Source organism: Populibacterium corticicola, assembly GCF_042683685.1.
GTDB lineage: Bacteria > Actinomycetota > Actinomycetes > Actinomycetales > Cellulomonadaceae > Timonella > Timonella corticicola.
Genome location: NZ_JBHUOP010000004.1, coordinates 423,962 through 437,903 on the forward strand (window position 1 = coordinate 423,962; position 13,942 = coordinate 437,903).

Genomic DNA, 13,942 nt, shown 5'->3' on the forward strand with positions numbered 1-13,942 from the left:
GCCGCGCAGCGCGCCCGCCCCACCCACAGCGGTAAGTTAGAAGACTATGGCATCAACAACGAACCCGAGCCGACCATTTGGCACCCTACTCACGGCAATGGTCACCCCATTCAACGAGGACGGAAGTGTGGACCTCGACTCCGCAGTCGCCCTTGCCAAGCATCTTGTGGACCAGGGCAACGACGGCCTCGTGCTCAACGGAACCACCGGCGAATCCCCGACGACCCACTCGCCAGAGAAGGCGGAACTCGTTGCAGCCGTCGTCGAGGCTGTCGGTGACCGAGCCGCGATCGTCGCAGGGGCCGGATCGAACGACACCAAGCACGCCGTCCGCATGGCCGAACAAGCAGCCGAGGCCGGTGCTCACGGACTGCTTGCAGTCACCCCGTACTACTCGCGCCCCAGTCAGCGTGGAATCATCGCCCACATGGAGGCGATCGCGGACTCAACCGACCTTCCCGTCATGCTGTACGACATTCCTGGACGCACCGGCGTGCGCATCGCAACCGACTCCTACGTGGCACTCAACCAGCACGAGAACATCGTCGCCGTGAAGGACGCCGGAGGAGATGTCGGCATCGCGGCGGTCAACATCGCGAACACCGACCTCGCCTGGTACTCGGGAGACGACGTTCTCTACCTACCGTTCCTCTCCATCGGTGCAGTTGGCCTCGTCTCCGTCGTCGCGCACGTCGCCACCAACGACTTCCTTGCGATCGAACGCGAGTTCAGCGCAGGCAACCATGGCGCAGCCATCACAGCCGCCCAAAAACTCCACAACATCACCGATGCCATCATGGGATCTGGCGCCGGAGCAGTCATGGTCAAGGCCGCCCTCAAGGAACTCGGGCTCATCTCGACCACTCACATGCGCGCTCCACAGGCAGCGCCCAACGAAGCTGAAACCGCGGTAGTCCGCAGCGCGCTCGCCGCGCACGGACTTATCTAGTGCCACCGCGTCACACAACCCAACCAGCCCTGGAGGCTACGTGAGTCATCCCCAACCCGACCTTGAACTTCCACCAGCCCTCGAAGACGGCACACTGCGCATCGTCGCACTGGGAGGTCTCGGTGAAATCGGGCGGAACATGGCGGTCCTCGAATATCTTGGACGCCTTCTCATCATCGACTGCGGTGTGCTCTTCCCCGAAGACCACCAACCCGGTGTCGACCTGATCCTGCCCGACTTCAGCTACATTGCCGACCGCATGGACGACGTCGAAGCGATCGTGCTCACCCACGGCCATGAAGACCACATCGGCGGTGTCCCGTTCCTGCTCAAGATGCGATCCGACATCCCAGTCGTCGGATCGCGCCTGACCCTTGCATTCATCGAGGCGAAGCTCAAGGAACACCGCATCACCCCGATCACCCGCATGGTCAAGGAAGACGAGGTTGTCACCTTCGGCGACTTCACCTGCGAGTTCGTAGCAGTCAACCACTCGATCCCGGACGCGCTCGCAGTGGCCGTGACCACCGGTGCCGGAACGATCCTGCACACCGGCGACTTCAAGATGGATCAGCTTCCACTCGATGGACGCATCACCGACCTGCGTGCCTTCGCCCGCCTGGGGGAACGCGGCGTGGACCTGTTCATGGTGGACTCGACCAACGCCGAGGTTCCCGGATTCGTCACGCCGGAACGCCAGATCGGACCAACCCTGTCCTCGGTGTTCGGGCAGTCCGAAGGCCGCATCGTGGTGGCCTCGTTCGCCTCTCACGTGCACCGCATTCAACAGGTGCTCGATGCAGCCTACGAGCATGGACGCAAGGTTGTCTTTGTGGGTCGCTCGATGGTGCGCAACATGGGCATCGCCTCCGACCTGGGTTACCTCAACGTGCCGCACGGCGTGGTTGTGGACCTCAAGGACGTGCACTCGCTGCCCGACAACCAGATCGTGCTCATGTGCACCGGTTCGCAGGGCGAACCAATGGCTGCGCTCTCGCGGATCGCAAACCAGTCGCACAAGATCTCGGTGGGGCAGGGAGACACAGTCATCCTCGCGTCCTCGCTCATCCCAGGTAACGAGAACGCGGTGTTCCGTGTGATCAACGGCCTCATGCGGCTCGGCGCGCGCGTTGTGCACTCCGGTAATGCAAAGGTCCACGTCTCCGGACACGCCTCCGAGGGTGAACTCACCTACTGCTACAACATCCTGCGCCCCAAGAACGTCATGCCGGTCCACGGCGAGGTGAGGCACCTGATCGCGAATGGTGCGATCGCGGTCAAGACCGGCGTGCCCGCGCAGAACGTCATCCTCGCTGAGGATGGGGTGGTGGTTGACCTGAGTGACGGACAAGCCCGCATTGTCGGAGCCGTTCCATGCGGGTACGTGTACGTGGATGGTTCCGCTGTCGGCACCATCACCGAGGCGGAGCTCAAGGACCGTCGCATCCTCGCGGAGGAGGGCTTCGTGTCCATCTTCGCGGTGGTTGACTCGAACTCCGGCAAGGTCGTTGCCGGCCCACAGATCCTGGCCCGCGGATTCGCGGAGGGGGATGAGGTCTTCGACGACATCAAACCGCAGATCGTCGCCGCCCTGGAACAGGCAGCCTCGAATCAGAATGCCGACGCCTATCAACTGCAGCAGGTCATGCGGCGCACTGTTGGGCGCTGGGTGTCCACGCGGCTGCGTCGCAAGCCGATGATCATCCCGGTGGTCGTTCAAGCGTGACGGAAACCGCACTGGTCGGGCCTCGGCGGGTTATCCCGTCGAGGCCCTTCACGTGATTTCGGTCCTTATGTCCCCATCACAGCGGTGAAATCCAAGGATTATCCGCGTTTCAACGATAAATTTGAGGGTATGGCTTCTCGAACCAACTCCACGAAGTCCTCGGCGTCCTCCGGGTCTGGCCGCGGAACGGCGAACTCCTCGCCACGGTCGGGCCAAACTCGCAAAGCTCCAGCGAAGTCTTCTGCAAAGACTCCAACGAAGAAGCCGAGTGGCTCGTCCACCTCGCGCCCCAAGGCATCCGAGGCGCAGCAGGCTCGCAGGCGAGAGCACTGGCTCGACGCGTTTGGTTTTCTGCTGCTCGCCTTGTCGATCGTGTCCGTGGTGGCCGAATGGTTCGGGATCACCGCTCCCGCAGCACACTGGGTGCACGTGGCAGCGACCATCTTGGTGGGACGCCTCTCGATCATCGCGCCCGTGGCGCTGTTCGTGTGGTCGATTCGCGTGCTTCGCCGCCGCCACAGAGTGGATCGCAGCTACCGGATGGTGGTGGGAGTGACGTGCGAACTACTCGCACTGACGGGCATCGCACACGCCGCCCTTGACTACCCTGCGCTGAGCGATGGTTTGGATGAAATCCAAGAAGCCGGCGGTGTTTTCGGGTTCCTGCTCGGGTATCCATTGGCGCTGGGATTGACCCCCGTGCCCGCTATCCTGGTGCTGTCGCTTCTTGCCTTCTTCGGTTTCCTCGTGATCACTCGCACGCCGATCAACTCTCTCCCGGAGAAGGTATCCGCTGCTCGGGTGCGACTGTTTGGCGAACCCGTCGAGTACGAGGTCGCAGAGGAGGAGACCGGCGCAGATACCGGTGAACTTGAGTTCGCTCCCGGCGTCAACCGTCACGATGGCACCCAGTCTTCTGCTCCGGCACGCAAACCGCGCCGCAAGGGCTTCTTCGCACGCATGAAGGAAAAGCGGAATTCCCCCCAGGACACGGCCCTGCAGCACTATGAGGGAGACGAGGCATTCACGAAAGCCTTCCTCGCTGAGAAGCCAGAGGATGAGGAACAAACCGTGGTGCGGCCGCGGCTGCGTGGCGCGGGACGTTCTGCCCGCGGTGCCCAGAGCCCTGAACTGTTCGATATCGACGACGCTCCTGCCGTTCCGGCCAATGGCCGCCCAGCCCCAGCCGGGCCGGGTGCCCCAACGATGGTCGTACCCGGACCGGTCCCAGAGGCTGATGGCGACCTTGACGACGCTGGCGTAGCGCAGGTGGGTGCCGCGCGCTCGACCACTTCCGTAACCGCGCCGGTTCCGCAGCCTCCAGCGGCTGCAACCGGCTCGTCGGCACGCGATGGGCGTGGTCCAGGCGGGCAACGTGAGCTTGAGGCACCCCCCACGCGCCCTGTCCCGAAGGGCGAACAGCCCATGCTTGAGGGCGACGTGGTCTATGTGCTACCAGACGAGGAAGTACTCGTACACGGAGCACCACACAAGACCCGTTCCGCCGCCAACGACCGCGTCGTCGATGCGCTCACCGAGGTGTTCGACCAGTTCAACGTAAATGCGACCGTCACCGGCTTTACCCGCGGTCCAACTGTGACCCGCTACGAGGTCGAGGTCGGGCCGGGTATGAAGGTCGAACGTGTGACCGCGCTGTCGAAGAACATCGCGTACGCCGTGGCCTCCGCTGACGTGCGAATCCTCTCGCCGATTCCGGGTAAGTCCGCAATCGGCATCGAGATTCCAAACGCCGACCGCGAGACGGTCGTGCTCGGCGACGTGCTGCGATCAAGCGCCGCACGCAAGTCCGACCATCCGATGATCATGGGTGTGGGCAAGGACGTCGAGGGCGGCTACGTCATGGCTAACCTTGCCAAGATGCCCCATATTCTTGTCGCAGGTGCTACGGGTGCTGGTAAGTCCAGCTTTGTGAACTCGATGATCACCTCGATTCTGATGCGTTCCACGCCGGACCAGGTCCGCATGATCCTGGTTGACCCGAAGCGCGTGGAACTCACGATCTACGAGGGCATCCCACACCTGATTACTCCGATCATCACGAACCCGAAGAAGGCCGCCGAAGCGCTCGAATGGGTTGTACGCGAGATGGATGCGCGCTACGACGACCTCGCAATGTTCGGGTACAAGCACATCGACGACTTCAACGCCGCGGTGCGGGCAGGCAAGGTAAAGCCGCTCCCGGGTTCGGAACGCAAGATCGCGACCTACCCGTACCTGCTCGTAGTTGTCGACGAGCTCGCGGACCTGATGATGGTTGCGCCACGTGATGTTGAAGCCTCGATTCAACGCATCACCCAACTTGCACGCGCCGCTGGTATCCACCTGGTGCTCGCCACCCAGCGTCCATCCGTGGACGTGGTCACTGGTCTTATCAAAGCCAACGTGCCATCGCGCCTCGCGTTCGCAACCTCATCGCTCGCGGACTCTCGCGTTGTGCTTGACCAACCAGGTGCAGAAAAGCTCATCGGTCAGGGTGACGCACTGTTCCTGCCGATGGGCGCGTCGAAGCCGATGCGTGTTCAGGGTGCCTGGGTCAATGAATCCGAGATTCACGCCGTTGTCGAACACGTGAAATCCCAACTGAAACCCGTATATCGGGAAGACGTTGCGCAGTCTGTGCAGAAGAAGGTCGTTGACGAGGACATCGGAGACGACCTCGAAGTCCTGTTGCAGGCCGCAGAACTCGTGGTGAACTCGCAGTTCGGGTCCACCTCGATGTTGCAGCGAAAACTACGCGTCGGCTTCGCAAAGGCTGGACGCCTCATGGACCTGCTCGAATCGCGTGAAATCGTGGGGCCTTCCGAAGGCTCCAAGGCGCGCGAAGTGCTTGTGACCCCCGAGGAACTGCCCTCCGTTCTCGCCCTGCTCCGAGGTGAACCTGCCCCCGTAGGACCCGCAAACGATGCGGGTGACACTGGAACAGGTCACGATGGCAGTAGAGCAGACCAATATGCGGATGGGATCGACGGTCATATGCCGCAGACCGCACACGATTACCATGACAACGCTGATACTGAGGACGACGGGTGGACCGGGCCACTGCGGTGAGGATCGCGGTAATCTAGTGTGGCACCTTTTGCGAGGCGCACACGTTTCACCCTTTTGGGTGAACTCCGTCAACCCGGCGGCGGGTACCGGCAGTACAACATGAAAAGGTGAGTTCGGCGTGAGTGAGTCGTCCGTGCAGCCCCAGGTCTCGAACTGGAACATAGCGAACATCCTGACCTTCGCGCGCATCGCAATGGTGCCGCTGTTCGTGTGGGCGCTCTTCGTGGACTCCGGAGAATCTGTGATGTGGCGGCTTGTCGCCTGTGGCATCTTCCTGGTTGCCGCGATCACAGACAAAGTTGACGGACACCTTGCCCGTTCCCGTGGACTCATCACCGACCTCGGCAAGCTACTCGACCCGATTGCGGACAAAGCGCTGACCGGAGCGGCCTTCATCTCCCTGTCCATCTTGGGGGACATCTGGTGGTGGGTCACCATTACGATCCTTGGGCGCGAACTCATCATCACGTTGATGCGTCTCGTGATTGCCCGCTACGCCGTGCTGCCCGCATCCCGCGGTGGAAAGCTCAAGACCGTCCTCCAGATGCTCGCGCTCGGTGGGTTCATCCTGCCGCTGTTCGCGCTGCCGGTTTTCCTGTGGTGGATTGCCGCAGCCTTGCTCGCTGCCGCACTTGTTGTGACCGTTGTGACCGGAGTCGAATATCTGATTGTCGGATACCGCGTGTACTCGCAGGGAAAACGAGACCAAACCATCGGGCAGTGAGGTTCGTGTGACCGGGACATTCGTTGCGCTCAGCTCTGACGAAACAACGGCGTTTCTCGATGCGCATCCAGCACATGCGGCTGCGCTCGTTATTGCGCGGCTCATAGAACGCGGACAAACACTTGCCTGCGCGGAATCACTGACAGGTGGCCTGCTCGCTGACTCTCTGGTCAGCGTTCCCGGAGCCTCAGCCGCATTTCGGGGTTCAGCCGTGACCTATGCGACGGATGCCAAAAGCTCGGTGTTGCACGTCGACTCCGAACTATTGGCACGGTGCGGTGCCGTCGACCCTGAGGTTGCACGACAGATGAGCACTGGCGCGCGCGTGCTGTATGGCGCTGACCGTGCCATTGCAACAACCGGTGTTGCGGGTCCTACCGAGCAGGATGGCAAGCCAGTGGGCTTGGCCTATGTGGGCGTTGCAGGCCCAGATGACGTGAGCGCGCAGGTCTATGAACTCCGACTCGAACCAGATATCATTGTTCGGCTTATGAGCGGTGGAAAGTATGAGAGCAACCGTGAGGGGATCCGGCGCGCGGTGACACAGGTGGCACTCGGACTGCTCTTACAGGATATTGAGCGGCACCCATTGACGGATCATGCTCTGTGATCGATCCCATAGTTGAGTCAAGGGGACTCAAGGAACAAAAAGTTGATACTCCCCGTTATAAATCAGTGAATAGTCACAAACGCTGGCCGATTGTGAGAACAAGAGGGTAGTTGTGCAGGGCGAAAACCCTGGGGTTGTCTCGCACACTGGCTATTCAACGTGACTTGTGAGAGTCAACGTGAAAAAATGAATCCTATTCTTACGCAAACCAATCGGCCAAACGCGCCGGGGCGGGACACCGTGAAGGGTTTGCGGCGACACGAGAGGAGGTTGCCGGATGGTAGTTCTTCGTCGAGAAATTGGGGATGTACTTCGCACGGCACGTCAGCGTCAGGGACGCACACTCCGTGAGGTGTCATCTGCAGCTCGAGTATCGCTTGGATACCTGAGTGAGGTTGAACGCGGACAGAAGGAAGCATCATCTGAGCTCCTCGGTTCGATTTGCGAGGCGCTTGACACGCCTTTGTCCCTCATTCTGCGCGAGGTCAGCGACCGCATCGCGGTGGCAGAAGGCCTCGACATTCCAGACACTATTCCTGCTGAAATGGTGAACTACGGTCGAGTGCCCGCAGCACTATAGTTCCCGTCATTCCTAAATAGCAGTTCAACGAGGGAGCCGGAACACACCAGGTGTGTTCCGGCTCCCTCGCGCTGCTTGGGCGGTTCCGTGTGGGTGTTCCTCAGCCGCTGCGGGTGGACTGGATCCCGCTTGCCGCAGAGAACAAATGCTAGTCGGGTTGGCAGTGTGGGCAGAAGAACGCTGGCCGACGCTTCAACTCAGGGCCAACCTCCGCTACCTCGATGATGTGACCGCACCGATGGCACTGTTGGCCAGCGCGTGAGTGGACGTGGATCACTCGTCCTTTTGGGTAGTTCAGCGATGACCGCACCATGTTGGCGCGAGCAGTTGCCAGAAGTCGGGGGACATCGACCTCACCAACAGCACGCCAAGGATTTACCCCCATCGCAAAGAGTGCTTCAGCCATATGGATCGTCCCGATGCCCGAGACGACTGTTTGGTCAAGCAATGTTTCCCCGATGCCGCGCTCAGGAGGGACTTCAGCGAAGCGTGCAATCCCTATGCGCCATCCATAGTCCGTTACCTCAGCGTTGCGGCCACCGGACTGCTGCGCCGGATATCGAATCGTGCCTGCGGCCAGTTCCCGCGCTCCCTGCTCCGTGAGTGAACTCGGTGGGACGCGTAGCCTTTCGTCGGCGTAGCGTGGGGCCAAACGCAGTTGAGGTTCTGCGGCGGTCCGTTTCAGCAGGGGAGTCGGGACCGAAGAATCGGCAAGGATGTCCGGTCCCATGTGTGCGAGCGTCTCAGCCTCACGTTCGGTGGGAAACACATCAAGCAGACCAAGTCGATACCCAAGCGCCGTCCACTGCGAGGTACCAAGAACCGCGCGGACGTACCCGCTGACTTGCCTAGCCTCTCGGGCGGTTGGACGCACGATCCGCCACGTACCATCCATACGTAGGTGGGTGCGCAGAGTACGGTCATCGTCGAGTCGCATCAGCATGTGTTTCGCGTAAGCCCCCACCTCAACAATCGTGTGACCTTCAAGCCCTTCGGCGGGTGCTGAGGGCCAGTTCAGATCGCCCACGACCAAGGGTTGTCCGACTAAGAGTTGATGCAGGTTGTTTGCTGCCGCGAGTACGGTATCTCCTTCAGGCACGTGAGGCTCCCGAATAGGATCGCGGGCGTGCCTGATAGCGCACGCCGGAGGGGGTCACTGTGAAACCTGCTGCCCGTAGTGCGTCGAGCGGTGCCGTTCCGCTGGTTGCGCGAACGTAGGAGAGCGCTGGGAAAGCGTTGATCTTGGAGAAATGAATCTTGGGCATCCGGCCTCGATCAATCATCTCGGCAAGCGCACTAGCCGCCGAGGTGAGTCGTGCAAGATCATCGCTATAGGTCAACAGGGTCTTGCCGCCCCTTTCCACGTAGAACGTCAAGCCACCGTTCACAAGAATCACACTTGCCCCAGCCTTCCTTCCCGGCCTGTGCCCAAGGTCGGGATCATCGTGTTCAGGCCACGGCAGCATCGCCCCATACGGGTTTGCAGGGTCGCAGGCTGCGAGCACTTGGGCTGAGTAGTTCTTGCGCTCGTTCGCTGCTTCCATATCGGCCTCGACTCGGCGGAGTAGATCGACTGCGCCCTCGTGGGCAAACTGCGAGCCCCCGAGCTTTTCTATGAAGTAGCCTCGGCGCACCTTGCCCAGCGTCTCGGCGGTCGAGAGTACCCGATAGACCTGCGCAAAAGGCTGTTCCAGTTCCTCAACGGTCGAGACATTACGCGTGACCACCCCGTATCTGTCCATGAGCACGGTTGCACTCGCAGCCAGGCGTCTCGTTGGATCGGAATCACGCAGAGGCAAGGCCGACCAGCGCCCTGACTGCTCCGCGCTGGGCACAGGCTGAGCATTGAGGGGACGCCCAAGCGAACCAAACCGGGAGCGTGCTCCACGGGCACGCGTTGGTGTACGCGATGACGGTGCTGAGCCCACCTTGCCGAGAAGCGCGCGCAGCGGTGTGAAACTGTCGTTTGTGACGTGCCCCGCCCACACGAGATCCCAGAGAGCCGAAGCAGCAGCAGCGTGCGTGAGTCCCAGATCGGCGCAGATCTGCCCAAGGAAGTAGGCTCCACCTCGGCTCAGATACTCATGCAGACTCTCGTGGACGAGTGACCCTGAGAGTTCATCGTGATCGGCCAGTGCAGTCACGCTCGGAAGCGTCAGTTCGGCCCCGTCCAACAGGTGCAGGGAAATCATCGCGTCTTTGCCACCCTTTGGCCCCGGCAACTGCCGGTGCCCAAACCACAGCACCTCGCCGCTTGTGGTGAGTTCGTCGAGCATGGAGGGGCGATAACCCGTTACACGCGCAGGAAGGATCTGGGATTCGAGCGCGGAAAGTGGGAGTGGCGCACCTGAGAGCTGCTCAATCGCCTGATACAGCCCATCGACACCACGTAGCTGACCGGTCTTCTGCCAGGTTGGCAGAAAAATCCCGAGCGTCTGTGGCGCTACCGGTTCAACCTCGGCGCGCAGGGCAGCGAGCGAGCGTCGCCGGAGCATTCGCAGCACATCGGCATCGCAGTACTCATGACCGGTTCCGCCCAGTTCGTCGGGCAGTAGCCGTCCCTCAACCAGATGTCCCGAGGCCGTGAGCCTGCGCAACACGTCTTGGACCACTGCAACCCCGAGGCCGAACCTCGCCGCAAGGGAATCGGCGGTGAACGGCACGTGGGTGCGCGCATGCTTGCGCACGAGATCGCCCAGTGGATCGGGCAAGACCTGTGTGAACGCCTCGGGCACGCCCACGGGAAGAGCGACGCCGAGGGCATCGCGCAGCCTGCCGGCATCCTCGATGGCGGCCCAGCGCACGCGACTGTCGGTCAGTCCCGCAAAACGCACCGGAATGATGCGACGGGTCCGCTCCAAATGCTCCAGGAACGTCCGGGCTTGCCGTTCGCCGTATTCGGCGCGTGTGACATCGCCGCTTTGTGGCTCTGTCTCGTCCGCTACCTGCGTATCAATTGCCGACGAGTCCTCACCACCGGGCATATCCTCAGTTTCCAGCATGGTGACGTTGGCAGCCGAGTCCCCGGTCGATTCGGAAGCGGGCGTCGGTGTTGGGGTTTTGTCCCTGGACGGTCCAACACCGTTGGAGGCTCCGCTGCCGACAGGAAGCTCAGTGCTATTGGGCAGTGCGGCCTTTTTGTGAGGCTCAGTGTCGTTGGGAAGGTCGGCGGGCATCGTCAGCGCGATCCGGCGGGCAATATCTTCCTCGGTGTGTGGGCCAGCCCGCAGTAGGAACTCCCACACGTGCTCAGCGGTTTTAGGCGCTCGGCCAGGGGTCAGGTAGCCAATCTCGGCGGCGGTCGTACGTACTGCCTCTGGGTCAAGCAGATCGGCCAAATCCCCGGAACCTTCAGCACCCAACAACTCCGCTAACAGCGCAGGGTCAAGTGTCAATGCCGCTGCCCGGCGTTCCGCAAGCGGGGCGTCGCCGTCATACAGATACTGGGCGGTGTAACCAAACAATAGTGATTGCGCGAACGGTGACGGAGTCGGCGTGGTGACCTCTACGACCCGCACCTGATTATTGCTGACCTGCGTCATCAGTTCCTTGAGAGCAGGAACATCAAAGTCGTCTTGCAGACACTCGCGCACTGCCTCAAGCACGATGGGGAAGTCGGGGAAGTTGGCTGCGACCGAGAGCAACTGCGCTGAGCGTTGCCGCTGCTGCCATAACGGCTGACGCTTATCGGGCCGGGCCTTGGGTAAAAGCAGCGCGCGAGCGGCAGCCTCACGGAACCGTGCCCCAAACAGCGACGAGTCACTGACCTGCTCTCGAACCAGACGAGAAACGAGGTCCGGCTCCACGAACAGGTCCTGGGCCGTGACCGACTGGTTCGACGGTTCTTCAACTTCCTCGGCAAACGGGTCAGCAAAATCCAGTAGATCGCCGGTGGTCGGGATGCGCAGCACGATCCCGTCATCCTGGTGCATGACCGAGGCATCGATCCCGTAGCGTTCGCGGATGCGATCCCCGATGATCAAGGCCCATGGGCCGTGAACCCGAGCGCCGAACGGGGTGTGGATGACAACCCGCCAATCGCCCAACTCGTCCTTGAACCGCTCCACCACGATGGTCGAATCGCTAGGCAGGACCCCCGTCGATTCGACCTGCTCGTCTATATACCGAGCGAGGTTTTCCCGCGCGTATTGGTCCAAACCCTGCCATGTGGGGTCGTCCTCGCGACCATGCACGGTTGTGCGCAACCACTGGCCGATGGCTCGGCCAAGCTCGACCGGACGCCCCAAAGAGTCGCCCTTCCAGAATGGCAAACGCCCGGGCAGCCCCGGCGCGGGGGAGACAAGCACTCGATCTGGGGTGATCTCCTCGATGCGCCAGGTTGAGGAACCGAGCGTGAACACATCGCCCACGCGAGACTCGTAGACCATCTCCTCGTCGAGTTCACCAACGCGTTTACCGCCGCGTAGTCGTGTGGTTCGAGCATTGGGTCGTTTACCCGCTGAGGTCTGATCGATCTCAAGCGCATCCTGCTCAGACTCGGTGGCGAAATCGGTTGGAGTCGCATCATCCACAAGGAAAACACCGTAGAGTCCGCGGTCCGGAATCGTGCCCCCCGATGTCGTGGCAAGACGCAGTGCACCGGGCCTCGCCGAGAGCACGTTGGCGGTGCGGTCCCACACTATCCGCGCTCGCAACTCCCCAAAATCCTCGGAAGGATAACGCCCGGCGAGCATGTCGAGGACAGCGTGCAGTGAAGCCTCACCCAGCGATGCAAACGGCGCGGCATATCGGATCAATGCAGCCAAATCGTCGACAATCCACTCATCCATCGCGAGCATCGCGACGATCTGCTGCGCAAGCACATCCAACGGATTACGCACCCGATGGAACGGTTCTATGACACCCTCGCGCATCCGCTGTGCGATAACCGCCGTGGCGGGCAACTCGCCGCGATGCAGAGGGAAAATGATGCCCTTCGATATAGCACCCACCTGGTGCCCAGCGCGGCCAACGCGCTGCAAACCACTCGACACCGACGGCGGCGGACCCACCTGAACCACGAGGTCAATCGAACCCATGTCGATACCGAGTTCGAGAGATGACGTGGACACCACAGCGGGGAGTAGGCCGTTCTTGAGGTCGTTTTCAGTGCGCGTGCGTTCCGCGCGACTCATCGAACCGTGATGCGCCCGCGCAATCGCCGCCTCCACACCGGCGCTCGCGCCCGACTGCGCCTGAACCTGTGCGGCATGCAACTCGCCGGGCGGCGGAACTTCCTCACCCTGGCGGGTAGCCCACGCTTCATTGAGCCGAGCCGTGAGCCGTTCAGCCCCACGGCGGGCATTGGTGAACACGAGGGTCGAGGTGTGCTCCTCGATCAAATCCACGATCTCTTCTTCAACGTGCGGCCAAATCGAGGTGCGTGACCCCGCCGACATCGAAATAGCGTCCGCATCCGGGTTCGGCGTACCAGCGGGCAGTGGCGCTGAGGACAGATCAGACATATCCGGAAGCGGAACCGACACATCAATCTGGAAGGTCTTGTCGATTCGAGGGCGAACGACCGTGACTGGTCGGCCGCCCCTCTCAAGCGGGCGGCCACCAGCCAGATACTCGGCCACTGCGGAAACCGGCTCCACCGTTGCGGAAAGGCCGATCCTGCGTGCAGGTCGCTGCAACAAGTGATCGAGCCGTTCAAGTGACAACGCGAGATGAGCGCCACGTTTGGTGCCAGCGACATAGTGGATCTCGTCGATAATCACCGTTTCGATACCGCTCAACCCGGTGCGTGCCCCTGAGGTCAGCATCAAGAACAATGACTCGGGTGTTGTAATCAAGATATCCGGGGGAGTCTTCGCGAACTTGCGACGCTCCGACTGGGGTGTGTCACCCGTGCGCGTGCCCACCACGATCTCGCGAGGCATCTCACCCAACCGCATACTCGCCTGCTCAATGCCGCGTAACGGCGAGCGAAGGTTCCGTTCCACGTCCGCAGCCAGAGCCTTCAGCGGGGACACATAGAGGATCTTGCAGCGTTGCGTTGGGTCGTCCAGATCAAGAGGAGACTGCGCAAGCTGATCAATCGCCCACAAAAAAGCCGCCAAAGTCTTACCCGAACCAGTCGGCGCCACAATGACCGCATGTTGACCTGCGTCAATCGCCTTCCATGCACCCGCCTGAGCAGCAGTTGGGCGTTCAAAAGCGCCTGAGAACCAGTCACGGGTCGGCTGTGAGAAGAACCGTAGCGGGTTATCGTGGGACTCCGCTGAGATGGACTGCGATGGTGCGCTGTGATTCACGTCTTCCATTGTGTCCTGACCCTC

At 61.5% G+C, this 13,942-nt stretch carries 8 protein-coding genes; 6 read left to right on the plus strand and 2 right to left on the minus strand.

Annotation, left to right across the window (positions count from 1 at the left end):
• Positions 1-46 precede the first annotated feature (46 nt).
• The 6 genes from dapA to ACFSYH_RS11435 all read left to right on the plus strand — a co-directional run bounded on the left by dapA (position 47) and on the right by ACFSYH_RS11435 (position 7,658).
• Positions 47-949, plus strand: a complete 903-nt coding sequence (dapA, locus tag ACFSYH_RS11410; RefSeq protein WP_377467081.1) for a 4-hydroxy-tetrahydrodipicolinate synthase — start codon at positions 47-49, stop codon at positions 947-949.
• Between the two features lie 40 nt (positions 950-989).
• Positions 990-2,675, plus strand: coding sequence for a ribonuclease J (locus ACFSYH_RS11415; protein ID WP_377467082.1), 1,686 nt, complete (start codon positions 990-992; stop codon positions 2,673-2,675).
• Positions 2,676-2,804: 129 nt separating this feature from the next.
• The gene (locus tag ACFSYH_RS11420) at positions 2,805-5,744 is read left to right on the plus strand and encodes an FtsK/SpoIIIE family DNA translocase (protein WP_377467083.1); all 2,940 of its coding nucleotides are present in this window, start codon (positions 2,805-2,807) and stop codon (positions 5,742-5,744) included.
• 118 nt (positions 5,745-5,862) lie between these two features.
• On the plus strand, positions 5,863-6,468 hold the full coding sequence (pgsA, locus tag ACFSYH_RS11425) for a CDP-diacylglycerol--glycerol-3-phosphate 3-phosphatidyltransferase (protein WP_377467084.1): 606 nt from the start codon (positions 5,863-5,865) through the stop codon (positions 6,466-6,468).
• Positions 6,469-6,475: 7 nt separating this feature from the next.
• Complete coding sequence (locus ACFSYH_RS11430) at positions 6,476-7,078, plus strand: CinA family protein (protein WP_377467085.1); 603 nt, start codon at positions 6,476-6,478, stop codon at positions 7,076-7,078.
• 277 nt (positions 7,079-7,355) lie between these two features.
• The gene (locus ACFSYH_RS11435) at positions 7,356-7,658 is read left to right on the plus strand and encodes a helix-turn-helix domain-containing protein (protein WP_377467086.1); all 303 of its coding nucleotides are present in this window, start codon (positions 7,356-7,358) and stop codon (positions 7,656-7,658) included.
• Between the two features lie 148 nt (positions 7,659-7,806).
• Here ACFSYH_RS11435 and ACFSYH_RS11440 read toward each other — a convergent pair whose 3' ends face one another.
• Together ACFSYH_RS11440 and ACFSYH_RS11445 are read right to left on the minus strand one after the other, a co-directional pair.
• Positions 7,807-8,757: a DNA-formamidopyrimidine glycosylase family protein gene (locus ACFSYH_RS11440; protein ID WP_377467088.1), complete on the minus strand. Its 951-nt coding sequence runs from the start codon at positions 8,755-8,757 to the stop codon at positions 7,807-7,809.
• Positions 8,750-13,918, minus strand: a complete 5,169-nt coding sequence (locus tag ACFSYH_RS11445; RefSeq protein ID WP_449301329.1) for a DEAD/DEAH box helicase — start codon at positions 13,916-13,918, stop codon at positions 8,750-8,752. The genes ACFSYH_RS11440 and ACFSYH_RS11445 overlap by 8 nt, the downstream gene beginning before the upstream one ends.
• Positions 13,919-13,942 lie beyond the last annotated feature (24 nt).

Coding starts and splice junctions, on each gene's coding strand:
- dapA (WP_377467081.1), top strand. CDS start 47: ATGGCATCAACAACGAACCCGAGCCGACCATTTGGCACCCTACTCACG.
- ACFSYH_RS11420 (WP_377467083.1), top strand. CDS start 2,805: ATGGCTTCTCGAACCAACTCCACGAAGTCCTCGGCGTCCTCCGGGTCT.
- ACFSYH_RS11435 (WP_377467086.1), top strand. CDS start 7,356: ATGGTAGTTCTTCGTCGAGAAATTGGGGATGTACTTCGCACGGCACGT.